The sequence below is a fragment of the Caballeronia humi genome, assembly GCF_001544475.1.
GTDB lineage: Bacteria > Pseudomonadota > Gammaproteobacteria > Burkholderiales > Burkholderiaceae > Caballeronia > Caballeronia humi.
In genome coordinates, this window is sequence record NZ_FCNW02000004.1 from 179668 (window position 1) to 205958 (window position 26291).

The 26291-nt window shown below is 60.5% G+C and carries 21 protein-coding genes; 12 read left to right on the forward strand and 9 right to left on the reverse strand.

Annotated features, from left to right (window positions below; all coding sequences use genetic code 11):
- Window positions 1-511: 511 nt before the first annotated feature.
- A complete protein-coding gene (locus AWB65_RS07130; protein ID WP_087666470.1) occupies window positions 512-2119 on the reverse strand; it encodes a class I adenylate-forming enzyme family protein in 1608 nt (535 codons plus the stop codon).
- Window positions 2120-2300: 181 nt separating this feature from the next.
- Between AWB65_RS07130 and AWB65_RS07135 the strand changes: the two genes are divergently transcribed.
- Window positions 2301-2843, forward strand: coding sequence for a glycine zipper family protein (locus AWB65_RS07135; RefSeq protein ID WP_087666471.1), 543 nt, complete (start codon window positions 2301-2303; stop codon window positions 2841-2843).
- 104 nt (window positions 2844-2947) lie between these two features.
- Here AWB65_RS07135 and AWB65_RS35455 read toward each other — a convergent pair whose 3' ends face one another.
- Together AWB65_RS35455 and AWB65_RS07140 are read right to left on the reverse strand one after the other, a co-directional pair.
- Complete coding sequence (locus tag AWB65_RS35455) at window positions 2948-3208, reverse strand: PrpF domain-containing protein (protein WP_235007533.1); 261 nt, start codon at window positions 3206-3208, stop codon at window positions 2948-2950.
- Entirely contained in the window at window positions 3192-4124 is a 933-nt protein-coding gene (locus tag AWB65_RS07140; protein ID WP_087666472.1) for a LysR family transcriptional regulator, read from the reverse strand. Before AWB65_RS07140 ends, AWB65_RS35455 begins: the two co-directional genes overlap by 17 nt.
- Before the next feature lie 127 nt (window positions 4125-4251).
- On the opposite strand from AWB65_RS07140, the gene AWB65_RS07145 reads away from it, so the two are divergent.
- The 3 genes from AWB65_RS07145 (at window position 4252) to AWB65_RS07155 (ending at window position 6084) form a co-directional block, all read left to right on the forward strand.
- Window positions 4252-5034: a glucose 1-dehydrogenase gene (locus AWB65_RS07145; RefSeq protein ID WP_087666473.1), complete on the forward strand. Its 783-nt coding sequence runs from the start codon at window positions 4252-4254 to the stop codon at window positions 5032-5034.
- Between the two features lie 361 nt (window positions 5035-5395).
- Complete coding sequence (locus AWB65_RS07150) at window positions 5396-5815, forward strand: plastocyanin/azurin family copper-binding protein (protein WP_087666567.1); 420 nt, start codon at window positions 5396-5398, stop codon at window positions 5813-5815.
- Entirely contained in the window at window positions 5812-6084 is a 273-nt protein-coding gene (locus AWB65_RS07155) for an LSm family protein (protein ID WP_087666474.1), read from the forward strand. The genes AWB65_RS07150 and AWB65_RS07155 overlap by 4 nt, the downstream gene beginning before the upstream one ends.
- A gap of 60 nt (window positions 6085-6144) precedes the next feature.
- Here the strand turns inward: AWB65_RS07155 and AWB65_RS07160 are convergent, their stop codons facing one another.
- A complete protein-coding gene (locus tag AWB65_RS07160) occupies window positions 6145-7035 on the reverse strand; it encodes an NmrA family NAD(P)-binding protein (RefSeq protein ID WP_087666475.1) in 891 nt (296 codons plus the stop codon).
- A gap of 281 nt (window positions 7036-7316) precedes the next feature.
- Here AWB65_RS07160 and AWB65_RS07165 point away from each other — a divergent pair, with 281 nt between their 5' ends.
- Window positions 7317-7967: a TetR/AcrR family transcriptional regulator gene (locus tag AWB65_RS07165; RefSeq protein ID WP_087666476.1), complete on the forward strand. Its 651-nt coding sequence runs from the start codon at window positions 7317-7319 to the stop codon at window positions 7965-7967.
- Window positions 7968-8390: 423 nt separating this feature from the next.
- Here AWB65_RS07165 and AWB65_RS07175 read toward each other — a convergent pair whose 3' ends face one another.
- Complete coding sequence (locus tag AWB65_RS07175; RefSeq protein WP_087666478.1) at window positions 8391-8789, reverse strand: NUDIX domain-containing protein; 399 nt, start codon at window positions 8787-8789, stop codon at window positions 8391-8393.
- Between the two features lie 876 nt (window positions 8790-9665).
- On the opposite strand from AWB65_RS07175, the gene AWB65_RS07180 reads away from it, so the two are divergent.
- The 5 genes from AWB65_RS07180 to zwf all read left to right on the forward strand — a co-directional run bounded on the left by AWB65_RS07180 (window position 9666) and on the right by zwf (window position 15607).
- Window positions 9666-9974: a hypothetical protein gene (locus AWB65_RS07180; RefSeq protein ID WP_087666479.1), complete on the forward strand. Its 309-nt coding sequence runs from the start codon at window positions 9666-9668 to the stop codon at window positions 9972-9974.
- Window positions 9975-10126: 152 nt separating this feature from the next.
- Window positions 10127-11998, forward strand: a complete 1872-nt coding sequence (locus tag AWB65_RS07185) for a serine hydrolase domain-containing protein (protein ID WP_087666480.1) — start codon at window positions 10127-10129, stop codon at window positions 11996-11998.
- A gap of 206 nt (window positions 11999-12204) precedes the next feature.
- Entirely contained in the window at window positions 12205-12915 is a 711-nt protein-coding gene (locus tag AWB65_RS07190) for a ferredoxin reductase domain-containing protein (protein ID WP_087666481.1), read from the forward strand.
- A gap of 88 nt (window positions 12916-13003) precedes the next feature.
- A complete protein-coding gene (locus tag AWB65_RS07195; protein ID WP_087666482.1) occupies window positions 13004-13924 on the forward strand; it encodes an AEC family transporter in 921 nt (306 codons plus the stop codon).
- Window positions 13925-14143: 219 nt separating this feature from the next.
- Window positions 14144-15607, forward strand: a complete 1464-nt coding sequence (zwf, locus tag AWB65_RS07200) for a glucose-6-phosphate dehydrogenase (RefSeq protein ID WP_087666483.1) — start codon at window positions 14144-14146, stop codon at window positions 15605-15607.
- Window positions 15608-15662: 55 nt separating this feature from the next.
- Here zwf and AWB65_RS07205 read toward each other — a convergent pair whose 3' ends face one another.
- Entirely contained in the window at window positions 15663-16595 is a 933-nt protein-coding gene (locus tag AWB65_RS07205; protein ID WP_087666484.1) for a LysR family transcriptional regulator, read from the reverse strand.
- Window positions 16596-16752: 157 nt separating this feature from the next.
- Between AWB65_RS07205 and AWB65_RS07210 the strand changes: the two genes are divergently transcribed.
- Window positions 16753-17970 (forward strand): FAD-dependent monooxygenase, encoded by a 1218-nt coding sequence (locus AWB65_RS07210; RefSeq protein WP_087666485.1) that lies wholly within the window; start codon window positions 16753-16755, stop codon window positions 17968-17970.
- 85 nt (window positions 17971-18055) lie between these two features.
- On the opposite strand, the gene AWB65_RS07215 is transcribed toward AWB65_RS07210, so the two are convergent.
- Entirely contained in the window at window positions 18056-20434 is a 2379-nt protein-coding gene (locus tag AWB65_RS07215; RefSeq protein ID WP_125474078.1) for a hypothetical protein, read from the reverse strand.
- A 36-nt stretch (window positions 20435-20470) separates the two neighbouring features.
- A complete protein-coding gene (locus AWB65_RS07220) occupies window positions 20471-24823 on the reverse strand; it encodes a hypothetical protein (protein WP_125474079.1) in 4353 nt (1450 codons plus the stop codon).
- Window positions 24824-25555: 732 nt separating this feature from the next.
- Here AWB65_RS07220 and AWB65_RS07225 point away from each other — a divergent pair.
- Window positions 25556-26047, forward strand: a complete 492-nt coding sequence (locus AWB65_RS07225; RefSeq protein WP_087666488.1) for a nucleoside deaminase — start codon at window positions 25556-25558, stop codon at window positions 26045-26047.
- A gap of 4 nt (window positions 26048-26051) precedes the next feature.
- Here the strand turns inward: AWB65_RS07225 and AWB65_RS07230 are convergent, their stop codons facing one another.
- Complete coding sequence (locus AWB65_RS07230; protein ID WP_087666489.1) at window positions 26052-26282, reverse strand: hypothetical protein; 231 nt, start codon at window positions 26280-26282, stop codon at window positions 26052-26054.
- Window positions 26283-26291 lie beyond the last annotated feature (9 nt).

Consider the following 26291-nt stretch of genomic DNA (forward strand, 5'->3'; position numbering starts at 1 on the left):
AATCCAGCGTGAGGTACTGCCCTTCAGGCTACTCGTCGATGGGTATATTGAACCGCGTCCGACACGCAGCACATTCGACGCGCTCCGATTTGCCTCGCGCCGGCAATGCTGCAAGTGGATGCTCTTCTCCCGCGAGGAAGCAGGCTGGACACGGAAACGCCTCGTGCGATCTCAGGCGATGCCATCGGTCGATGAAGCGCTCGATGTCCATTGGAGCTGCGCTGGTCGCTTCCAGATAGTCCATCAGGACGTGAAACAGAGCGGGGTTTTGCATCCGTTCCTCGGCGATTGCTTTTCTGCATCGTAGCACTCTGAATCGCCGGATTCGAGCACCTGGGATTGCCCGCGCATCGACCGTCTGTCGTATATCGCCAAGGATCGATCCTGCATGCCGCGTTCTTGATTATTTTACAGGTCAGTCGAACGTGGTGGACGGTCGATTCATCATGCTGTGAGCGGTGCGATGATTTGACGAGTGCTTTTCGAGGCGCTGGCAAACGCGATAGTGCTGTCACGCTTGATGTTCGAACCCTCTCGTGGAAGACGCCCCAAGGCTCGGATCGGCACACATCGCACGTCCACGTTGCGATTCGAAATCAGAGTTGGCATCGCCTGACTCGATACTCCCAATCGCGGCGCGGTCTACTTTCCCTTGCTCGGTGAGAGGCAGGCGATCGACGATGCAGATACGTACCGCATCGGCAATGAGCACGCCAACCGCTGCTTCAAGCGCGCGCATGCATCGCGCGACATCCACCCTCCTTCCATTCCACGGCTCGATCGCGATGATCCATCCGTGCTCGTTTGCGTCAGAGTTCGCAGCGAAAGCCACTGCATAGCGCACGCCGGAAAGCTGGCACAGAACCTCTTCAATCAGAGTAGGACCGATCGCGCGTCCGTCGACTTCGGCGACATCGGTTGCGCGTCCGAGAACATGCAGTCTGCTGGCTTTGTCGAGGAAACCGATATCGCCTGTGAGACACCAGCCGTCCTGAAACTTCTGGGCCGACTCGACTTCCTGGTGGTAGTAGCCTTGCGCAACAGCGCGGGACCTCACCTCGATTTTTCCATGCTGCCCCATGCGCGCGAGCGTTCCGTCGGCGAGGCGAAAGCGCACGTCGACGCCTGGCAGAACGCATCCAGAACTGCCGAGCACGTCCGCGGATGCGTCGTAGGCAGCTTCCGGCAGCACGCTGACGAGACCTGCCTCGCTCGCTCCGTACATGTGGGTGAGAGCGGTTCCCAGACGCGCGATCGCGCGTCGCCGCAGGATGGCGGGCGCTGATCCGCCGACGTGCGCAATCGACCGGAGTGAGGAGAGGTCGCGTCGGAGGACGTCCGGATGATCCATGACTTCGAATAGCTGCGGCTCGACGAGGAACACATCCGTGATGCGTTCCGCTTCGATCGTCGCGAGCGTCTGCGCGGGTTCGTAGCGACGTTCCAGCACGATCGTGCCGCCACCGACCAACGTCTTGTCGACCAGTACTTGCGACAGGTACGCGAGCGGACCGTTGACGAGTTGTCGCCTGTCCTCGTCAACGGCTACACCGACCATCGCGGAATACGCAGCAAACGAACGATAGCTGCCTTTGGGCACCCCCGTCGTGCCGCCTGACGAGACGATCACCGCAAGGTCGTACGCCTTGGCGCGGCTCTTCATCGGGAGTTCGGATTGCGCCTCTGCGAGCTTGTCGAGTCGCGCAGATGCGGGACCAGCGCCCACCCCGACGACGCGCGTCTTCACAGAAACGGGGACAAGCTGAGCGGTCTCCGCGAAGACCACCAGAAGCGTGGGCCGAATCCGTTCAAGCAGTACCGTGCGGCGATTGGCGTCGGCGAGCGCGGGCAGGAACATCGTCCCTGCACCCAGAAGGTTCGCTGCGTAGCGAATGGCGAGCGCGTCAGGGCAGTTGGAGGCGAACTGCGCGACTAGCGAGCCTCGACCGATGCCCACTGCCTTGAGCGCACGTGCATAACGAAAGATCGCTCGACGCAGAGCGTCTCCCGTTACGTCGCGCTCTTGATAACGCACCACCATCTGATCGGCTCGCGTCTTCAATCGTTCGAGCAATGCATCGACGTAAGGCCGATAAGCTACTTGTCCGTTGTCTTCCACGATGACCTCCTGCGTGCGAGATAGGGTTCAAAACTCGAATTCCACATGACGCATCGTGCGCCCACAAAATGAGCGAAGAATGAGCAGACCTGTCGCGGGAGTGGACTGGTTCATCCGGACTAATTCAGCGTTAACTCTGCCGGTTCAAGATGGGTCCGTCCAAACAGGGAACGCAAACATCATGAAACTCTCGAGAACCACACGCATGGCCTTGCCCGCAGGCTTGATCGCGGTTGCGCTCACCGGGTGCGCGGTCATCCCGCCGACCGGCCCGTCCGTCGTCGCGTTGCCGCCGAGTGGCAAGCCGATGAGCGTCTTCCAGCACGAAGACTACGCATGCCGGGACTACGCCTTCCGCTCGGACAATCGCCCCGTCCCGGCTCACAGCGAAATACCCGAGGGCCTCGGCAGCAGCGCGATCGGGACCGTAGGCGGAGCAGCCGCTGGCGCGCTGCTCGGCGCCGCGGCAGGCGACGCGGGCGTCGGCGCAGCGATCGGTGCGGGCGCTGGCCTGCTATTCGGCAGCGCTATGGGGGCGAACAGCGCACAAGCCACTTCCTCCAGCCTGCAGGCGCAGTACAACGCCGCTTACGCGCAATGCATGGCTTCAAAGGGCAACAGGATTTCGCAACCAGCCGTCTATTCCACGGCTCCTGTCTATGCCGCGCCTCCTGTCGCGTACGTTCCGGGCCCCGTTGTTTATGGCGGTTACTGGTCGTATTGACTGCCCCGCTGACGAAGATCGTGGCGATATCCGAATTGCGGACGCCGACAAGCCCGGAGGATCGCGCTCACGACACACACGCGGGACAATCTCAAGCGGAGCGCTCAAAATCGAGCGATGAGGCGACGAACACCGAGCCATCCATCAACCGACGAGCACTCCCGGCTTATGTTCGCCTTCGTCATGACCCAGGTTCCATCGCGCGACTCCGCCTCTGCGCCGACGGCCATCACGCCCGATGGGTGTCCAATACGGATCTGATCAGACGCCGTTCCACTGACCAGCCGATTCACCACCGTGCCGGCAATCGCACCCGCAACCGACGCGCGTTGTTGCGTGATGGAAAATCTACCGGGACAGCCCATCCCTGCCCGCGAATCCCTCCGCCGCGCCAAAAAGCACTTTCACCCAATCGATGAACACTCGTACCTTGGTGCTGTATCGACGGCTCGGCGGATAAGCCACAAAGACTTCGAGCGGCTCGCGCGTCCATTCGACGAGAATCGGAACGAGTTCACCGCGTTCGATCGCGGGGCGCACCATGAAATCCAGCGTATGGATGATGCCGAGCCCCGCGAGCGCTGTCGCCAGATGCGCATTGCTTTCGCTGACCAACACGTCGTTGCGTACGTCGCCAAGCGTAATCTGCTCAACGCCGTTGGCGAACCTGAGCGGCTGGATCGCGCCACTGCTCGCCGAGAAATAGCCGACGACCGGATGCCCGCGATCCACGATCTGATTGGGATGCGTCGGCGCGCCGTAGGTGGCGAGATACGCCGGACTGGCGCAGGTCGTCCAGCGCAACGTGCCGATGCTTTGAGTGACGAGCGCGGGATCGTTTGCCGTGCTCCTGATCGCACAATCGATGTTCTCGGCGATCAGGTCGGCCGTTCGATCCGTCACGCTCAATTGCAACTGGATGCCCGGATACTGCTCGCGAAACGACGGCAGCGCCGGTATCAGCATGCCACTTGCAATCGATCCGCCGGTATCGATCCGTAACGGGCCTCGCGGGTTGCCGTGCGCGCGGCCGAGCGTCGCCTCGATATCGTCGAGTTCGCTCAGCAGAAAACGCGTGCGCTCGTAATAGGCTGCGCCATCGGTGGTGACGGTCACCCGGCGCGTATTGCGTTCCAGAAGCTTCACGCCAAGATGCGTCTCGAGCGAGCGCACCCACTTGCTGACCGTCGTGTTAGGCATGGCAAGTGATTGTGCTGCCTGCGTAAAGCTGCCCGTCTCAACAACGCGCGCAAAGATTCGGATAGCCTGAAGATGATCCATGCTCCACCGCCCATACCGGATTATGCACAATCATGCATAAAGAATGCATAGGATACGGCTTTATCCCATTCAGTGCGCGGACTATGCTGTGTTCACGTTCTCACCTACTGCACACAGGAGCACCGAAATGAACGCATCAGCATCCCGCCATATCGATACGAAGCGGCACGCCGGCAAAGTGGTTCTCGTCACTGGCGGCAGTTCCGGCATCGGCCTCGCGGCCGCGACGCGCTTTGCCCAAGAAGGCGCGATCGTCTATATCACCGGGCGACGCCAGACGGAACTCGACGCGGCCGTCAACACCATCGGCCACGGCGCGAAAGCCATTCGTGCGGACATCGCGTCTTCCGACGATCTCCAGCGCATGTTTCAGGTTTTGTCCAACGATCAAGGGCGTCTCGACATCCTGTTCGCCAACGCGGGCGGCGGCGAGTTCTCGCCGCTGGGTCAGATTACGGAAGCGCAGTTCGACAAGTATTTCGACATCAACGTCAAGGGCACCCTGTTCACCGTGCAAGGTGCACTGCCCCTGATGCCACGCGGCAGCGCGATCGTGATCACCGGTTCGATCACGTCGATTCAAGGCGTGCCGGCGTTCGGCGTCTACGCGGCGACGAAGGCGGCGCTGCGCTCGTTCGCGCGAACGTGGTCCAACGATCTCAAGGGCCGCGATATTCGCGTCAACGTGGTATCGCCCGGGGTGGTGGTCACGCCTGCCTACAAGTCCGAACTGAAACTGACCGATGAGCAGATCGACGCGTATCGCCAGCAAGTCAGTGAAACGACACCGCTGGGACGCGTGGGCGAAGCCGACGAGATCGCCAAAGCCGTATCGTTCCTCGCATCGGACGATGCCAGCTACATCACCGGTATCGAGATGTTCGTCGACGGTGGCCGCGCGCAGGTTTGACGCCAACAGACTACCGCGCATGGGGAGGCGCCGCCAACAAGCGGCGCGTCTGAAACGATGCTTCTTCGCGCGCGAGATCGCCTCGCGCGCGTATTACAACGGCGGGCACTTCGCGCGCCGTGTTCCCTCAGAAGCTCGCGGAAATCGCGACGCTCGGCGCACGACGGTGCGGCTCCCATCTCAGCGTATCCATTCCCGCCGCCGCTGCGTGAAAAAACGGGCGTACGGGTCCACGCGCGAAATATTTTGAACATAGGGGAATACGCCCGCCTCGTTGCGCGTTCTATTCGCATGGCAAGCGATGTCGCCCGAAGCTACGCGCTTCGGCTCGGCCCTGCGTGCGTTTCAACGGGAGAAGAACATGACGGTCAGAAGTCAGCGCATTGCGATATGCGCGTTCATTGCGGCCTCAAGTCTGTTCGCAAATGCGGTGCATGCCGGTGAGAAGGTCAAGGCGACACTCGACAACGATACGATCAAGCTCGACACAGACAGCATCAAGGCAGGATCGGTTACGTTCGAGGCGACCAACGCCTCCGTCAACAAGCAGATACACGAACTCGTGGTGCTCAAAACGGACATGCCCGCTGACAAGCTGCCGGTGAAAAACGGCGCGGTGCCGGAGAAGCAGTTCAGAAAGATGGGCGAAGTCGAGGACATGGCGCCCGGCCAGAGCAAGCATCTCACGCTCAAGTTGACGCCCGGGCACTACGTGCTCATCTGCAACCAGCCCGGCCATTACGCAATGGGCATGCATGCGCCGTTCATCGTCACGCCATGAGACGCGGCCCCGCGACCCCGTATGCAACCTCCCGCGCCTTTTCGGCGGATGCAAGAATCATAAAGGGCATCACGATGGAATATCTTCATGGCGTGGACTTGCACATGGCTCAACGCAACCGATCAACTGTCAAGATCGAGGTCGACGACGGCGAGACAGTGGAAGGTCGAATCGTCGCGTTCGACGATTGGCACTTGCTAATGCAATTGAAAGACTTTCCGTGCGTGGTCCTCGTCGCAGCGATTGCTCGCATGGAGCAATTGAGTTGATCGTGGCGGGCCGCCAGCAGCACAAGCTTCGGGACGACCCGCTCGCGCGACGAAACTTCCTTACACGTCACGCTTTTCGAACGCGCTTCGATTCGCCTGAACGAATTCTTCGATGCTCTGCGGCGCCTTGCCGGTCACCTTACCGATGACGTCGTCGGTTCCTTCGAAGACGCCGTTCTGGTAGTCCACTGCCACCTCGATGAAGTGCTGGATCGTAAATTCCGGAAGGTCGTATTGGCCCAGGTGCTCGCGATAGCCTTCGAGTGTCGTCGGGTTGTACACAATTTTCCGGTCCAGGACTTCGCTGATTTTGTCCGCAATCTGTTGCTGACTCAATTCGATGGGACCGCAAAGTTCGTACGTCTTGCCGATATGGTCAGCCGGTTGCGCAAGGACGGCAGCGATCAAACGCGCCTGGTCCTCGGCCGCAATGGGGGCGTGGCGCCCGTTCCCGAATGGAAGTGCAATCTTGCCGTCCTGGACGATCGTATCGCGCACCCACGGAAAGACCAGCCACTCTGAAAAGAACGTCGGACGAATGTGGACAGTCGGAACGCCCGACCAGTCCAGAACGCGCTCGGCAATCCAATGGTCGCGCGCGGCGTGACTTTTCGCATCTTCGCGGGCGGAGATTTGCGACATGTTCACGACGGCTTCCAGCCCCGCGCGACGGGCTGCATCAGCGAAATAGGCGGTCGCCTGAATGAAACCGGGACGCACGGGAAAGCAGAGATAGGCTGCCGAGACACCTTGTGTGGCACGTATCGCGTCATCGTGGGAAAGCAGGTCCCCCACCACGATTTCGGCACCCGATTTTCGAAGCGTCTCACTGCGCTCATCTTCCCTGCGAACAAGCGCGCGCACTGAATGGCCGCTGGCCAGAAGATTTTGAACGGTGTGCACCCCTGTCTTGCCGGCTGCTGCTGTAACCAGAATCTTGCGTTGTTCCATGATGACGCTCCTGTCGATGAGTTGATCACACCGTCCCGTGACGCAGACACCCGATGGTGTCGAGTGTCGTGTTTCGCATGATGTGCATATACACATATTCGTCCGATAAATAGCCGCAAAGAGAATTGATCGTTGCGGTCACTTCGGAACGGGATGATTGAATGTCTGGATGTTAGTCATAATCCACATACAGGTCAAGCATATCTGATTTACGGTATATGAACGAAATCTACCCTGTATCTGGATTACACTCATACTCCCGAAACAGAGGCTGACGAACGATGGGATATTCTCAGGCAGACAAGATCGCGACACACCAGCGCATCGTCGAGGTCGCGGCGAAGCGATTTCGCGAACACGGCATCGAAGGGGTCAGCATCGCCGACCTCATGAAGGAGGCCGGACTCACGGTGGGCGGCTTCTATAAACACTTCGATTCTCGGGACGAACTGGTGCGGGAGGCATTCGAATTCGCACTGCGTGATATCGAACCGTGGGAGTCGGCCATCCCGACCGCACCTCGTCGAGCCATGCGTTCATACATCTCCGAGTCGCATCGCGATAACGTGGCGACCGCGTGCCCCATTTCAGCTCTGGTCAACGATATGAGCCGGAGCACTCAAGAGACGCGGGAGGTCTATTCGGCCCGCGTCGAAAAAATCATCAACCTGATTTCCAGGGCGTCGCCCGCACAGGAGAGCGCCAAAAAACGAGCCGAGGCTGTGCTCATCCTGAGCGCGAGCGTCGGCGCGCTTACGTTGTCGCGCGCGGTGTCCGATCCGAAGCTGTCGAAACAGATTCTCGACGGGGCCTTGAGTGAAATCTTGGAGAAGCTATCGGCTAAACGCACGAAAAGGAAAAACGCTGCCGCAGTGCCGGGCACAGACGTTGACGCAAGAAAGAGAGGGCACACCGGGGATTCCGACACCTGAAGAATCGTTACTGACGCAAATGCATCGCGTGCGACCTGAACGTGTCGCATTCGGAGGGCTTCGGCAATGTAGGGTAAGCTGCGTCCAACTCGGAGAAAACTATATGACGCGTTACTTGCAGGAAGAACTGACCACTTTTTGGGGGCGCTTGACGCCGTACCTCGCGCTGCTGGAGTCGGCGCAGGGCAGTGCAACGGGGCCAATCGGACGTGTGACCATCGATACGCCTGACCAACAGGCCTTCGCGCTCCACACCACCGATACAAAGCCTTCTGACGACACATCGCAAGTCCCGACAGGGCAAAGCGCAACGTACACCAGGCTCAGAGTTGACGGTTCTGATTGGGGACCGTGGCAAAGAGAAGCCTACGAATAGGCCTCTGGACCTCGACATCGATACCGACCGTCCCCAAACACCTCGACTCAAACGGTCGCAGCGACCTCGTGCCGTCGAAGCGAGGACGATTCCGCCAATGCACGGGCCAGAATCGCTTCGGTGCCGGGCGTGATCTGCCGGCGATATAGTTCCTGAGGGGCCACCCATTGAACAGCGCTGAATCTGGCATCTGTTCGTGGCCGCGCGTTATCGGAAACCGCGATGCGAAAAACGTGATGGATATGGTGCGCCGAAACGTGCTCGAATAGCGACGCAGCCGCGTGCGCTTCAATGCCGGTTATTTCATGCAACGCGCGGATCGCCGCGACAATTGCCAACTCGTTCCGTTCGATCGATCCGCCGGGCAATAACCACATTCCGCTGTGTTCCCTGACCAGCAGGATCGCGCCCTTGCTGACCACCAACCCCGTCGCTCGTATTCTCATTTGTCCGCTTTCTCCATTCCTATAATCCCACTGCAACTTCTTTCAGCGGGCTGCGATGGCTATATCGATGTTCCTTCTCAATGCGCACTTACGATTTATTGCATGGTCTGCGAGAGAGCGGAATCAGCAGTTTCCCTGTCGGACCTTCAACTCTCGTTACAGGATCTTGCCAAGGAACCGCTGAATCACTTGCAAGAAGGTCACCGGACGGAATTCAGGCCGGACGCCTCCCTGCGACATGTCAGCATGATGCGGGGCGCCATCCTGTATTTGTCGGCTCTGCGGGACCAAAATTCCGATGTACATGGTGCTCCTCCAACAAGGGACCTCGTTGATACGGGATGATGGGCACGTGACCCTGCAGCGCTACGCCCCAGCACATTTTCGCTTCGACGATCCCGGAAGTAAGTGGCGGGCGTCTTTGCGTTCGAGCATTTGCCTCACTATGCGCTCGCGCAATTTCCACGAATGCTTCGAACTGAAGCCGAATTCCCCCGCTTTCCGACCTTTTGCCCTCGCGGCCGATGGCTATACTCAATCTCGTCTCCACGCTCTCTGCCGCGATGTAATCGGCGAAGCGCTTCGGGCGTCGCACGGGTTTGCCATGCGACGCCCTTTCTTTTTTCCGCTATGGACCGAGCGTCGACGACCGCGTCTTCGATTTCCATAAAATAAAAAGAAAGCGCGGATAGCCAACAGCCGATATTCCAATCTGGCGCGTAATTCGGGAATCCCTTTTTTTCATCGAAAGGAGTATGTTTCCCTGCGATTCCTATCGTATATTTATCTGTAGCGATTTAAGAAAAGCATCATGTGCGGGATCGGCAAGCGGCAAACTTCACAGCATTGCGCCACGACCAAGAAGGAATAAAAGCAATGATGCTTTCCCGCATGATGGTTCAGACGCGATTTGCGTCCTCGTGCTGTGCGTATGCCATCGTCCTGACCCTGTTGCTTCTTCTCTCCGCCTGCGGTAGCGATGATTCACCCGCAGAGCCCGCGTATGCCACCTCCGCGCGCGCCCAGATCAACCAGTTGCTGAACGCGGCGCCGGGCGTCAGCGTGCAATCGCCGAATGGCGACAGGCTCGAATCGTTCGGCACCGCTGTTCGCTGCACGACCACGCCGATTCCGACAGATGCGCAGTTTGGACGCCGACTGTCGATGCGATCGCGAAGATCGTGATTGCATCGCCCGGGTGGGAGCGGTGACGAAAACGACTTCTCCGTCGAAGGGTAACTACCACACTGACAGCGTCGTCCGGATCGCTGACAGTCGGCGCGTCAACGCGAAAACCGCGCAACCCAGTCTCCGGAACAACGAGGAGGAGAACTGCCGTGCTCAAATCAAACTGCAACAACGAAGATCCCTTCCGCGCGGGTCGCCGGCAATTTCTCGGCTATACCGGCGCCGGCATGCTCGCCACGCTGCTGCCCGGCTGCGGCAGCCACGACGACAACGCCTCGCCCTACCCGCAGACGATCGCGATGGGTCAACAGATGATTCAGCAGACCGTCAGCAATTCCGCGCAACCGGTGGCGGGGATTTCCGTCGCCATGCTCAAGGGCAGCAGTGTGGTCTGGCAGCAGGCGTTCGGCGTATCGTCCGTACCGAGCCAGACTACCGCGACGACCCAGACACGTTTCAACATCGGATCAGTCAGCAAACTCTTCGCGGCGCTCGCGGCCACGATTCTTCAGGATCGCGGGCTGATCACGCTCGATACGCCGATCGTCAGGTACCTGCCGACGTTCACGATGCTGTCACCCGAGTACACGCAGATCACCACGCGTCATCTGCTGTCGCATTCGTCGGGGCTGCCGGGCACGAATGGCCGCAATCTTTTCACCTTCGCCCCGGTTCCCGGCTACGCAGCGGATACCCAGGCCGAACTCGCGAACACGCATCTGAAGCATCTGCCGGGCGAACTGGCCGTGTATTGCAACGACGGCTTCACGATGGTCGAGCAGCTCGTCCTGGCGATGACCGGGCAGAGCTTCGCGAGCTTTGTCGAAACGGCGATCCTCGCGCCGTGCAAGATGACGAACTCCAGTTATCTGACGAGCGTGCCTGCCAGCGGTTCGTTCTCTTATCCGTATGCAAAGGGTGTCCAGTATCAGGAATTCGTCAATGCGTACGCGACCGGCGGGCTGAGCTCGACTCCAGGCGACATGATGAATCTCGCGCAGATGATTCTCGGCGGCGGCGTGTTCCAGGGGCAACGCGTGGTGTCCGCGGCGGGCATCGCTCAGATGGGCACGGACCAGTCGACGGGCCTCCTGATCAACCCGTCGCCCGAATGGCGCTCGGGTCTCGGCTGGGATTCGGTCCAGCAGCCCGCGCTCGCGGCTGCCGGGGTCCTCGGATGGGAAAAGGACGGCGGCACCGCGTTCTACACGAGCGAGTTCTTCGTCGTGCCGCAAGCGCAATTCGCGTTGATGGTGACGGGCAATTCGGGCTACGACGCCCGCGCGCTCGCAGAAACGCTCGTGCTCTCGGCGCTCAAGGAGGACGGCACGATCGCCACGCTGCCGGCCAAGATCAGCAGCACGGCTCCGCCGGCTGCGTCGGGACCGAGCATCGTGAACGCTGGCGGCATCTACGGCAACTCCGACTCTCCGCTGCAAGTGATCGCCAATCCCGACGGAAGCGTGCAACTGAACCAATGGACTGCATCGACGCATGCGTGGACGCAGATCGGCGCGTACCAATACCGCAGCGATGGTTGGTACTGGAGCAACACCGATGCCGCGTCGTACCGCTTTACGGTCGTGTCCGGAACGGATGGCAGCGGCAAGGCGTTCAGCTACCGCTACCTGATGAAGCGCGTCGTGCCGGGCGCGGGCTACGCCTTTCTCACGCTGGCGCTCGGGCAGCAACTCGCACCGCTTGTGCCGCTCGACACCGCGTGGCAGCAACGCGTCGGCACGCAATGGACCTTGACCAACGATTCGCCGACGGCCGTGCCGATCGTCATCCTGGGCAATCCGCCGGCCCTCCTCACCACCCTGGCCGAATTGCCGGGATACGTCCTGTACGGAAACGAAGACCTTCGCTATCAGCTCTTCGTGCCACTTTCGGACGACCGCGGCGGCATGTCGGTCAAGGTGCCTGGCAATTTCGGTCGCGACCTCTACGAGATCCGCTTCGCGCCGGCGAACAGCGCAACCACGTTGACGCTGGGCAGTTCGATTTACGCGACGGCTTGATCGAACAGTGTCGTAAAGTGTGCAGATGACGCTTCGCCCGAAGCGTCCGCATCGGCATGCTCATATGTCCAACATACAGCCCACGCGGGTTGTCGTATCCGCGCGCCTCTCTTACCCTGATCCTCATAGTCGTGAGCCGGTTTGGCGCAGCAGCCCATCACCGCCTCACCAGCGACTCCCGTCTACAGTAGATCATTGGAGGAGACATGCACGAGGGCTTGCTTGAGGTTACGGTGTCGCGCACCTGGCATTTGGCCAAGGGATACCGCGCGGTCGAATTGCGCGCGAAACAGGGCGTGTCGCTCCCGCCTTTCGACGAGGGAGCCATTCTGGACGTCGTGCTGGACGCACATGCAAACCGGAGCAGGAGCCAGCCGCTGCATCGCGAGTCGTCGCGACGAGAAACCTACGTAGTAGGCGTTCGCACCCGATCGGCATCCGGCTTCGAAGCAAGACCAGACGACGCGATTTTCCATCCAGGCAGCGAACTGCTCGTTCGTCCGCCGACGAGTCTGCCGCTCGCAATCGACGAGCATGCGCGATACATCCTGTTTGCCGGCGGGCTGGGCGTAGCGACGATCGCGGGGATTGCGAGGCGCCTGGCCGACGCAAAGAAATCATTCGAACTGCATCACTTTGCACAATCGACCGCACGCACGCTGCTGCGTGAAGAGTTGCAGACGCTCGCGCCGTTCGGGAAGGTCCATCATCACGTTGGCCTGGACGCCCACGAGATAGCTCAAACCATCTCACATGCAGTGAGCCCCAGCAGCGCCAACGCGCAAATCTACTGCAGCGGGCCGCCCAAGCTGATGGACTTGATCCAGTTCAACGCTCACGAGTGGGTTTACCCGAAGAACGTCCACAAGATTTACCTGGGCGAGCGGAAAGGGCCTGCCGGTACGGCACAGGTTTAGCACGCGGGGAACAGCTTTTCTCCGATAATGACGCCCAGCGAGGGACACGCGCCAATGCGCCGACGTCCCATCGCGAAGGGAGGTCACCATGCATCTGGCCGGCACCATACTTCCGATCTTTGCCATCATCCTCACCGGGTGGCTTGCAGGCGCCACCGGCTACATTCCCCGCACGCTGGCCGCGCCGTTGATGCGCTTCGCCTACTACGTTGCGATGCCCGCGCTGGTCTTCCTGACGATCGCCGATGAGTCGCTGCACGCGCTCCTCGACTGGCGCTTTCTGGGTGCGTTCGGCGGTGGCTCCCTGATTTGCTTTGCGGCGGTGATGATGTTCGTGCGCGTCGCGCGCGGCGCCGGCATCGGAAAGAGCGCAATGCTGGCCGCCGCCGTATCGATGACGAATACCGGATTCGTCGCGCTTCCCATCCTGAAGACGCTGTATGGCCAGCCGGGTGTTCTTGCAGCAGCCATCGCGACCGTCTTCGTCGGCGCGATCATGTTTCCGATACTGGTCTTGTTGCTCGAGATCGGCCGATACGACACATCGCGCAGCATACAGACGACGGCGCTGATCCGGCAGATCGCGACCAATCCCGTTATCCTTGCCACGATCTTCGGACTGCTCTGGTCGATCCTCGGCTCGAAACTGCCCGGACCGGTCGCGTCGTGTCTGACGATACTCGGCGAAGCATTGACGCCATGCGCGCTGTTCGCCATCGGACTCGATCTGACAATCGACGAACTGCGCGAAGGTGTGGGACTTTATGCATTGCTGACGGCACTCAAGCTGGCCGTCATGCCGCTCGTGGTCTACGCGCTTTGTCTGGCGGTTGACCTCGACCGGACGGCGACCATCGCTGCTGTCGTGTGCTCGGCCGTGCCCACCGCCAAGAGCGCGTACGTGCTCGCGGTTGAATACGACGTCGAAAAGACCGTAGTGGGTGCGGTAATCTCGATGACCACGCTCTTTTCAGTCGTCACGCTGCTCGGCTGGCTTTATGTTCTTTAACGGGTCCATGCCATCGGCTGGCCTGCCGTCCGCAAGCCGCGGCCACGACTTGCGCGCCGTAATCGTTCTCCATGCCCGGGAGCGATTGCAGCAGGCAAACGAGTCAATCGAGCCGCACCCGCTTTTTTTATCGGCGAGAGTTAAGTGATACTGTCAAAGAATCGGAGGACTTTCCGCGTTTATCGTCCAAGCGTCGACAACCAGAAAAGGATTCGCACGATGGCCAAGATCGCCGCAGGGGTAGGTCCGAAATTCCCGCAAGTCGTCGTTCTGTTCGGCGCAACGGGCGATCTGGCGCGGCGCAAGCTCTTGCCGGGACTGTTCCACTTGTCGAATGCGGGCTTCATTCCGGGCTGCAAGATCATTGCCGTCGCACTCGACGACATTAACCTCGACGACTTCCGCCGAATCGCACAAGCCGCGCTCGACGAGTTCGCCACTCGCAAGGTTAGTCAATCGGAATGGGACACTTTCGCCGCCAACCTCGACTATGTGCCGTTGACGGCAGGCGCCGAGGTGCTCAAGGTCGCGGTAAGCAAGGCGGAGCTAAGCTTCGACGGCGAGTGCCGACGGCTGCATTACCTCAGCGTGCCTCCCAACGCCGCGCTGTCCGCAGTCGGCATGCTCAAGGAAGCGGGCCTTGTCGAACGCTCGCGGATCGTCATGGAAAAGCCTTTCGGCACCGATCTGGCGAGTTCCGTGTCGCTGAATTCGCGGCTGCATGAGGTCTTCGAAGAAGAGCAGATTTTCCGGATCGATCACTTCCTCGGGAAGGAGCCTGCGCAGAACATCCTCGCTTTTCGGTTCGCGAATGGTTTGTTCGAGCCGATCTGGAATCGTAACTTCATCGACCACGTTCAGATCGACGTACCGGAAACGTTAGGCCTCGGCAAGCGCGCGGGTTTTTACGAACAGACGGGCGCCTTTCGCGACATGGTCGTCACTCACCTGTTTCAGATTCTCGCGTTCATGGCGATGGAGCCGCCGACGTCGCTGGAACCGTCGCCCATCAGCGAGGAGAAGAACAAGGTCTTTCGCAGCATGCTGCCGATCCAGCCCACCGATGTCGTTCGGGGGCAGTACCTGGGGTATCGGGCCGAGGAAGGCGTGAGTCCGGAGTCGGAAACCGAGACGTTTATTGCGTTGAAATGCTCGATCGACAACTGGCGCTGGGCCGGTGTGCCGTTTTATCTGCGCACCGGCAAGCGGCTTGCCGAAGGACAACGCATCATTTCCATCGCGTTCCGCGAGCCGCCGAAGAGCATGTTTCCGGCGGGTTCGGGCGTGGGCTCCCAAGGTCCGGATCACCTGACGTTCGATCTGGCGGACGCCTCGAAGATGTCGCTGTCGTTCTACGGCAAACGCCCGGGCCCCGGCATGCGGCTCGACAAGCTGAGCCTGCAGTTCGCGATGCGCGATACGGGCCTGATCGGAGACGTGCTGGAAGCCTATGAGCGCCTGATCCTCGACGCGATGCGAGGAGACCGCACGCTGTTCACTACGGCTGAAGGCATCGAGCGACTATGGGAAGTATCGACGGCCTTGCTCGAATCCCCTACTCCCGTCCGTTTCTACTCGCCGGGTTCGTGGGGGCCCAATGCCATCCATCAACTCGTCGCGCCTCGGGCGTGGCGCCTTCCGTTCGAACGGGCGTGGCGCGATCCGAACGCGCTGGGCAGTTGATGCCGGTTCATGCCGTCGCCTCGACTTGAAGCGTTACGCCGGAACGCATTCGCCATCACGATTTCTTGTTGCGCACGGGCGTTCCCGTATCTGCGAAAAGATCGATCACCAGTTCGCGCAGCCAGCGATTGCCTTCGTCCTGCTGCACGCTCGCGTGCCAGAGCAGATGAATCGGCGCAGCGGGCAACTTCATCGGCAACGCGCACAGGCTGAGCGAGAACGGTGAGGCCAACTGCATGGCCAGCCGCTCTGGCACCGTGGCGATGAGATCGGTGCGCTGCAGGATGTAGCCGACGCTCATGAAGTGCGGCACCGTCAACCGTACCTCGCGCCGCACGCCCTGGCGTTTCAGCCAATTGTCGACCTGACCGTGTCCGGTGCCGGCCGACACTACGACTACATGCTCGGCCTCGCGCCAGGCAGCGAGCGTCAGCGGCGTGTTCTCGAGTGCATGGCCGCGCCTGAAGAGGCAAACGTAGCGCTGATCGAACAGGCGGCGCTGATAGAAGCCGCCCTTGAGTTGCGGCAACAGGCCGATGGCGAGATCGACCCGGCCGTCGGCCATCTCGTCGCTCAAATTGACGCCCGTGTCGCGCACGGTATTCAGCGCGATGCCCGGTGCCTCACGCGACAGCCGTTCGACCAGCGCGGGCAGAAAGACAACCTCCCCGATATCGGTCATTCCGATCGTCATCGTGCGCGTGGCAAGCAGTGGATTGAAACCGGTCACGGGATTGAGCGCCGCGTGCAAGGTGGATAACGCCTGCGACACCGGCTCCGCCAGACGCAACGCAAACGGCGTGGGCACTACGCCACCCGGCCCGCGTACGAACAGTGGGTCACCGAGCCGGCGACGCAGCTTTGCAAGCGCGTTGCTCACGCCGGGCTGACTCATGTTCATTTGCTCGGCCACGGTCGCGACGCGCCGCTCCTGCATCAATCGCTGAAAAAGCAGCAGCAGATTGAGGTCCACTTCGCTCAGTTCCATGACGCTGGTATCCCCGGTTCATTCAATCCAGTGATGAAGCAGATTCCCGGCATTTTATTGTGGAATGACGGCACTTTGCCAAGAATAGTGTCACGGCAAATACATCGCACATGCCGCGCTGACTCAACCCTGTAAAACTGCCTATCGGAGACGCAACATGAACAAGATCGATCTCAGGATCGCTATCGTCGGTGCTGGCATCGGCGGACTCACGCTCGCGCTCGCCCTGCGAGAGCATGGAATCGACGTGCAACTCTATGAGCAGACCGACGAGCTGCGCGAAGTGGGCGCGGCCGTTGCGTTGTCAGCGAACGCGACGCGGTTCTACGAGCGCATGGGTTTGCGCTCAGACTTCGCTGCCGTGTGCGCAGAAATACCGGCGCTGATCTATCGGGACGGGCGCAGCGGCGAGGTCATCGGGCATCATCGCGGGGACCCGAGCTATCGCCAGCAGTTTGGCGGGTCGTACTGGGGCATTCACCGCGCGGATCTGCAGGCGGTGCTGTCGAAGGCGGTCGGGCTCGAACGCATCCATCTCGGCCATCGGCTGATCGATCTCGTGCAGTCTCCGGATCGTGTGAGTCTGAGTTTCGCCAACGGCAAACACATCGAGGCCGATCTCGTGATCGGCGCGGACGGAGCACGCTCGATCACACGCCGCTGGATGCTCGGCTACGACGACGCCCTGTATTCGGGTTGCTCGGGCTTTCGCGGCGTGGTGCCCGCCGAGCGCATGGATCTGCTCCCCGATCCCGAAGCGATCCAGTTCTGGATCGGACCGCAAGGCCATCTGCTTCACTATCCGATCGGCGACCAAGGCGACCAGAACTTTCTGCTCGTAGAACGTCATCCGTCACCGTGGCCGTCGCGCGAGTGGGTCACGCCGGGCAGCGAAGGGGAGCAGTTGCGTCTGTTCGGGGACTGGCATCCGGCCGTGGTGCAGATGATCACGGCGACGCCGATCAGCCAGCGCTGGGGCCTTTTCCATCGTCCGCCGCTCGGACGATGGAGCCGGGGCCGCGTGACGCTCATCGGCGATGCCGCGCATGCACTCGTGCCACATCACGGTCAGGGCGCCAATCAGTCCATCGAAGATGCCGTGGTGCTGGCCGCGCAACTGGCCAAGGCAGGCCCGGGCCGCTGGCGTGAGGCACAGGCAGCTTACGAGCGGTTGCGACGGGGCCGCACGCGCAAGGTGCAGTACGCATCGATTTCAACGGCGGACGTGCTGCATCTGCCCGACGGACCCGAGGCGCAAGCGCGCAACGCTCGCCTGAGCGCGCGCGAAAGCTTGCTGCATCACCTCGACTGGATCCACGATTTCGACGCCCTTGAGCAAGAGCCGACCGACCGCCAGGGAGGCACCTGGTTGTAAGGCGGCCATGCTCGGTGTGCTTCAATGGACTCGCTCCTTCCGACCGTGTCTGCATATCCGCTCACGGGTCTGCGGGCTGTAGAAGCTATCTTGGTGCCGGCGATTCTTCGAGGGCGAAGCGCGCCGCCATGCGCTCTCCCCACACGGTTCCGATCGCGTTCGCCAGGGAGACGGGATCTCGGCCGCCCGCGCCTGAATCAGGCGGCCCCGCCTGCTCCTCGTCCGCGTGAGCTTTCGTGATGACGCGAATATCGAGGCTGATCATGCCAGCCGTGTTCCCCTGCAACGTCAAGAGCGGCACGGACATGTGGCGATGCGCCTGATCCTCGAGGTAGGGCAGCGGCACGCGAGCGGTCGCCGATCCGTCCGGGAGCGGCAGGGCCAAGGCCAGGACGGGCACCTGCCGGGACGCGTCGGATCGAGTCTTGAGCACGTCGAAATAGAGGATGTCCGGGAAATGATGGGCGAACTTCGTGCCCGAGCGTTCGTTGGACCCTCGGAGCGAATGGGTGTCGCTCCGCCCTTCTGACAACAAGGTGCACTCGACCAGAACGCACTCGCCGTCCGGCACGGCGGAAACGGCGAGGTGGTGCGGCGTGACGGCGAGCACCGTCGCATCGGCATCGACCGAAATCGGAAGATGCCTCCAGTCCTGCTCGATCGCCGCAGACAGCGGCCGCGCTGCATGAAGCATCAGCAATTCGAAGAATCGGCCCAGCCGCCAGTCGTAGTGCGCTTCACTGGTATGAGCGCCAGGCAGTATGAAGGCGTTCATCGCCGCACCGATGGCGTCGGGCAGCGTGTCCGGCGTCACTTCTTCCCATCCGGTGGGCGGGACCTCGAGCAATTCACGCGCACCATGAACGAGCTCCGGCATGGAACAAGACATCGATACGACGTCGCGGCAAAGCGTCTCGAATGCGCACCGCGACAGATGACCGGCCTTGGCGCGCAAGACGGGCATGACGATGAGCACGGCACGGATCAATGCGATCGCGGTCAGCGGCTCGCGCTCGGCAAGCGGTACTTCCGAGGCGACGAGATACTGCACCGACGTATCGCCGGCGTAGTACTGGAACAAGCCTGAATCATCGGGCTCGAGCACGAGATCGTAGAGCACCTCTTCATCGTCTTGTGAGGCGGCATCGTGAGACGTGATCGTGTCGATCAGTACCGTCCGGTCGCCGCCATCGTTTCGATACGCCAGCAGCCGGCTGCCGGGACGCATCTGCCCGATGCCCATATCGGACAGCGTGGGCAACAGCCAGCCGAGCCGGTGCGGCTCGATGGCGACGAAGGACGGGGTGTCCTCATCGGCATGCGACGCGTCATAGAACGGATGGGTCGATGCGAAGCGAAACGCACCGTGGTTGACGTCATGCAACATGCGTCCCGCCCGGTACGGCTGTGCCACGAAAATTACCCGCCGCTGACCGCCCGGACCCGCGACCTGATCGCCTGGCCTCACGTCTTCGATGTTCGTTAGCGCGCCATCCGGCAGCACCACTTTCGTCCCTGCGACAAAGCAGCTGCCCGCGGCTTCACGATAGTATTTGCTGCCCGAACCGGTAATGAACACCTGCGATGCGTAGGTATCGCTCGGGTCCGAGAAACTGGTCGCGACATTGGGCCTCCAGACCCGATTGTAGTAGCGCAAGCCCCCAGCCGCGTCGTTCACGATGTCCGTGCCATCTATCATCCAGTCGCCGGTACCCGGCCTGGTCAGCCAGATCATGTAGCCGACCCAGGCGTCCTTTCCGACGACGCTCGCAATGTCCTTCGACATGATCGAATCCGGCAGTGACTCGATCACGGCGTTGACTTCGGCAATCGTCGCGCCGAGCGCGTGGAGCTTGACCCAATGATGAAACAGATACCAGGCGAAATCCCGCACGACGGGATCGTTCGGATTGGTTCCCATCGGGTTGGCGAGTTTGCCCAGCACGTCCTGCTGCCATGCCGCGGACTTCAACGTTTCGATATAGCGCTGCTTGACCTTCGGCTTGTCGCCAGCCTGCGCATAGATCGTCGCAAACGGTGCGAACGACTGCTGCAGCATGTAGCTGTAGAACTTCAATGCGCAGCCTGCGCGCAACGTATTGTTGAGCGAAGCGAGGTCAGTGCGCACCGCATCGATGTTCACCCGGTCCCAACTGTTCGCCTGTGTCGAATGGATGGCGTGAGCGGTGGCCGCCAAGCACAGCCCATTCCACACGTCCTTCTCTCCCGTGACAGCCGGCACTTCGGGCATGTGCGGGCCGGCCTGCCATTGATTGCCGTAAAGGATCGGAAAGAGCGGCTTGTAGTCCGTACTGAAAGCACGGGGGAACGGGAAATCGCCCGTCGTCAGGCTTTCGACGTACGTCACGAATGCGCGCCGTGCGTCATGACCCGTCGGGTTGGATGCACGGTCCGGTAACGCCGCGACCATGTCGGAGACCTGCTTTTCCTGTGGGTCTGCCATGACGAAGTCTCCCAGTACCACCCTGCATGGAGGTATTCACGCCGCCGCGGCAACCTCGATGTCGATCTTTCCGGACGCCTCGCCGAACTCGTTCTTCAGGGTCACGGTGAACGTTTGACGTGTCATCAGTGCCGTCGGAGCATCCACCATGCTGATCGAACCATTGAACGAATTCAGGTGCAGAAAACCGGGAAGCGCGGGCGCCACGCTGAACGTGCCGGTGACGTAGGGCACGAGACCAGGGAGGGTCGGTTTGTCGTATTTCTTCCCTACCTTGAGCAAGAGCGGCAGCCCGTACCTCACTTCATACGGTGCGCTGATATGGCGCACCTGAACCTTGAGTTGCGCGGGTGCGGAAACGGCGCTCCCGTCTTCGAGCTTGCTGCCGACCGTGATCGCATATTGCTTTTCGGCCATGGCCTTGAACTCGGCATCGCTCAGTTTCTTCGGCAGCGCATCCTTCTTGAGGCTGACCGTTCCGCGTTTCTCGTCGAGCGAGAGATACGTGGGCCACCCTGCGCCTAGACTCCAGGTGTACGGCTCCTGGCCCGACTGACCGATGTCGAGCGCCCCGCCGACCTGCAGGTTGCGGCTCGTGTCGGCGGGGTCCAGGCAGATCAGCAGATCCTCATAGGTGATGTTGCCCACTGCGGCGACGGAGCGTTTGAGCGACCAGAGAGGCCAGTCGGTTACCGGAGATGGCGGCGTGTAAGTCGTTTGCGGATTGGAAAAGTCGGTGACGAACTTCAGGCCCAGCGTGTCCAGGAGCTTTCCGCTGGTCTTGTGCCGCAGCAGGACCCGAGCTTTGCTGGGCAAGGTGTCGTCGCCGCCGCCGCTGTCGGAAGAAATGATGGTGACGTCCCACTGGCGCGCTTTCGCCTGCTCCTCGGTATTCATGCCTTCGGCGCTGAGATCCTGCAAGACGACGCCATTGGTCTTTTGATCGACGGCCAGCGCCAGCAGTTTCCGGTTCTTGCGATCAGGCGTGATCGCGATGAAATTCGCTATGCCTGCTTCATCGACCACCAGCGACAAGACGTTGCCCCAGCTATGCGTGAAACTGTCCTCGGCAGGCTGAGCGCTGGACTGAAACGTGAGTGCCTTGGCGGTATCGCTGATCTTCGGTTCGTACAGGGTTTCCCTCGTGAATCCTCCGTCGGGCCCGCTGGGGACATCGATGATGCGGCTTTCCCAGACAAGCTGCGTCGTGACGAGGGAGATACCCGCGGGCAGCGCCTTTCCGTCGTTGGTCCGGTTGATCGAGAAATAATCGATCGAGGTCCCTTCCATGAAATATCCCTTGGGCCGCGCGTAGTCTTCAAGGAACCGGTAGATGATGTCGTGCTCCTTCTGGAAGACGAACACCAGAATGATGCCGATGATGGACGCCAGAAGCGCCAGCGGACCCGCGATCGAAGCGATCGCGCTGACCACCATGGCGCCCGTGGTGCCAGCGATCATGAAGGACAGCGCCCATGTCGCCGTGAGCGCAATGACGTCCAGCGCCGCCGCCGCCACGAACACCCCGTCCACGGCCTTGTCGTACTTGTTCTTGTCCTTGGAGAGCTGGATTGCGCTAATGATGAGATTGGCGACGGCCAGGACAGTCCCGAGCCGGACCGCGACGAATTCGTCGAGGCTGCGGCCCATGACGCGGGTCCAGGGCGTGTCGTCCAGTATGTGGGTCGTGGCGGTACGGCTCATCATGGCAACGACACTAGAGGCCTCGTTACCACGAGAGATCCAGCGCACGCCTGCGTTGCCGAAAGCATTGATGCTTGCTTGCGCGACTTCCTCGTCGATGAACAGCAGGCGGCCCAACTGCTTGGTCTGCGACCAGTACGATGCGGTACGGTCGAGAAAGAAATAGGCGCGCGTGCCGCCCTTGAGGAGGAACGCCATGCCATGCGCGAGCGCATCGATACCACCGATGATCGCCCGCGCCTGCGTTTCGGCCGACAGGTCCTTGAAGCTGACGCCGCCGTTCACCAGCATGACGATCGACGTGATGTTGAGCGAGAACCCGAAGGCCATGGCGAGCTTGGACATGCCGGCGCCAAACTTCGAGAAATGGTCTCGCTGGGCGATCGCCATCAGTTCGCCCCAACTGCCCTGCACCCCGATCTGGGACAGCGCCTGCATGTAGGCTTCGCGGATCTGCTGAATGTTCGCGGCCGACATTTCCTTCTGCAGATCCATCACCGACTTTTGAATGTCGGGATCGAGGCTGTTGACGTACTTTTTGATGTAACCCTTCAGGATTTCCTCGGCCGCATAGCAGAAGTTATCCATATTCCCTCCGTAGTCGACCCAGTCTGAAACGATGCCACTGAGGTTGTACATCTGCATGACTTCACTGTACTGGCGCGAAAAGTAGCCGGACGGATCCAGTACGTTGAGCACGCCGTTATTCGTCTGCAGCAGGAGCGCGAGCGACTGCGAGTCAGCCATGTTCCGCCTGGCCGGACTACTGATCTGGAGCCGATAGGCCTGCAGTTGCTCGTTGGACGTGAGATACAGGTAGAGCATGTAAGCCCAGTATGTGCGGGTCGTCTTCGCCTGGGTCGTCAGTTCCTCGATGAACTTGATTTGCTCGTTGATCGTCGCCTGCGGATGATCGGGATCGGCGATGCTTTCCGCACCGGCCTGGATCTCCGCGATCCACTTTTGCCTGATGCTGTCGATATCCCGATCGTGATCGTTATTCTGGTCCTTCAGGTACTCGCGTATCTGCGGAAACTGCTTTTCCCAGTGATGCTGGTAAAGCGTCGATACCAGTTCGCTGAACTCGTCGCATTTTGCCGGGTGCTTGCTCAGGAATTTCCGTGCCCTCGCGGCGTTCAAATTCTTTGCGTATTCGTCTTGCGCGACGCCCTGTGCCAGCACGTTGACCAGATACGGAACTTCGAGGCTTTTGCAGAAGGTCGCGAACTGCGCATTCTTTTGCGAGATCGCCCTTTCCTCGTCATCCAGATCGACGGGGGCGTTGCTGAGATAGGTCTCGCGCAGGTCCTTCGTCATGAAGGTGCGCAGGATCTTGTCGTAACTCGTCATGGTGGGCGCCTGGACCTTGTCCACGTAGACGGAGGACTTCTGCCCACCCTCGGTCACTTCGTGCAGCTCGAAATTCTTCATCGTCAGCAGACCGTCCACCTTCAGCCCGCCCACGCCGCTTGCCAGCATCGCGCGAGCGAGCCGGGGCTGCCGATGGATCAGATCACGATGTGCAGCGTGAAGCTCGGCTGCCGGCAGCCGCTTTCCCGTGGCGCCGAACGAGGTCGTGATGATGTGCGTGCCGTCGCCCGAGAATGTCGCGCTTCCGGTCGCCGGAAGACCCGTTTGGTCCGCAAGATCAGCAGGCAGATCGGTCCAGCTCAACGTATCCCCGACGAGTTCCGACTGATCATGCGCCTGCCCGTCGACGATCAGCTTCCCCTGATGCACCGAGAACAATGCCTTCTCAGGCTTGGACGGCTGCGAGACCAGATAGGAGCCGATCAGCCTGCTGGTCATTGCGTTGACCGAGCGTCCGGTGACTGCATAAACTTTGGCCGGATCGGAAGGGTTCGGCCCGGGGATGGCCATCGCCCCGTTGAACTCCATGAACAATTGATTGACGAATTCCACCGTCATCCGTTTGGGAAAAACGGAGCCGATCGCGCCGCCGTCAGCGGACGCATCCACGTCGGGATCGAAGCCATCGGCCAGATGGAAATCGAGCAAAAGATCCGCGAACGCGAACGCATAGGACCCGGGGCTGCCGCTATCGGGTTCCTTGCTCTTGCAGACATCCTTGAACAGATTCGGCGCCAGATACTCTTCAGGCGGCGTCCAGGGAACCCAGCACGATCCGCTGCCACGCTTGTCGATGAACGCGCAAACCGTTACATCGGCGGGTGCGAAATGAACCTGATACTCGAAGCTGTAGTAACCGAAGACCAGAACGTCGTGCCAGGAAGCCTTCTTCCACTGATCGGAATCGCTGTCCCATGACAGAACACCCGTCTTGTCGACGGTAGCGCCCGCGTCGGCAGCAATCCTGCACTTGTACATTGCCGCCACGCGCTGCACTTGCACTTTGCTGACGACGGAGCCGCGGGACGTAACGCCCTGACCGTGATTTCCATATAGGGAGAGATGCCCTCCCAGATGCTCCTCGCCCTCGCCCTGCCCCCAGACGAGATCGGTATCCGGATAACGCCACGACCAGTTGCGCCGCTCGATATGAACATGATCGACGAACAACTCGTCGTGCGAGTGATCGTCCGGATCGTGGCGCAGGATCGTTACGGTATGAGAGGTCTCATCCCATCCGGCCTCGCTAAACAAAGACAGGGCCGGCCGGGCCGTGGAAACCCGGTACGTGATCACGTTGTTGGACGGTCTCATGGCTTCCCTTGCTAGCGGAGTGTTTATCGGTGTTGGCCGGTCGATACCGGATACTTCGCCTACGTTCCCAGGGAACGGGCGTCTTCAGGACTTTCGGGTTTCAACGGAAAGGCGGCTTTGGCCAGGCGCGCAAAGGAGCAGCCGAACAATCTGGCTGAGCCTGTGAATGGCTTAAGCGTGTGCTAGCCGGCGTGAAGTCCATATGTAAACCTCGGGCAAGAACCCTAAGCAAACGTACTCGAACGAGAGAACAACGCGCCAACGCTAACGACGTATCCGCTAAGGCCAGAGATGCCTTTGGCTTGCGCGTGGCGTCTTAAGAGCCGCGGGCTTTTCGTTGCGGACAGCCTTGCGCAACGGACCGCGATCCAAAAGGGTCCGTATACGTTTCATGAGATTTATAGGCGATGATCTGCAAACTTGCTATGAAAACTCGTCTGGGAAAATTGCAGGAATCGTGCATTCATGCCGGGTTGTTTCAGATCCGAAGCAGAGCCGGATCTAGCTGCGCCATTCAGCGAATTCGTGCCGGATTGCACCCTTCGTTCGAAAGGGGAAAGCCATGCAAACGCAAGCTTCCCTGCGGGTCATCGAACGTTTTTTTGGTTTTGCATTGGCAAGTACACTTAGCTTGATCTCGATGCAACTTGCTATTCGCACGCAACGAGGCGGACTGCGCCGGGAGATAAACTACGTCGATCGTTACGAATCAACAACTCAAGGAGAACGCCGATGTACGAAGACAAATTCATGGATCGCGCGCTTGCGCTATCTGCGCAGGCTTTGAAAGAGTCCGGCACCGAGCCGTTCGGTGCAGTCATCGTGCGCAATGGCGTGCTGGTCGGTGAAGGATTCAATCACTCGGTCGCGAACTTCGACCCGACCTCGCATGGCGAAATAGAAGCGATCCGCGATGCATGCCAACGCCTCAAGACGGTCGATCTCAGCGGATGCGAGCTCTATACATCGTGCGAGCCTTGCGCGCTGTGTGTCGCGGCGATGAAGATTTGTGGGATCGGCAAGCTTTACTACGGCGCCTCGCTTGCGCAGTCGGCTGAGGCGTTTGCAAACGTATCGCGAGCTGCACGCCATCCGATCGACATCGATGAATTGCGTCTCGAAGCGGGTGGCACACTCGACACGCGATCGCAGCCGTCCGAACAAAAGCGCGATGCAGAGGCCGTGCGCATTCTGGAGAAATGGGTCGCGTCGCGTGATGCGTAGCGCTTCATGGGCTCTCATCTGATGGTGACGCCTGCTGCTTGCAGAATGCATCGAGTCTGCGCAGCATTTCGCGGCCTCGTGACGTGAGACGCGGAAGCGCGCCACCCGTCGCGAGCAATTCGACTTCAACGAGTTGCTCATGTCGAAGGCGCGCAGTGTCCTCGCTCAGCGCTTCCACCTGATAGGGCGCGCGCTGCACCATTAGCAGCGTCGAAATTTCGTGCGGACTGAGCATTCGGTTCTC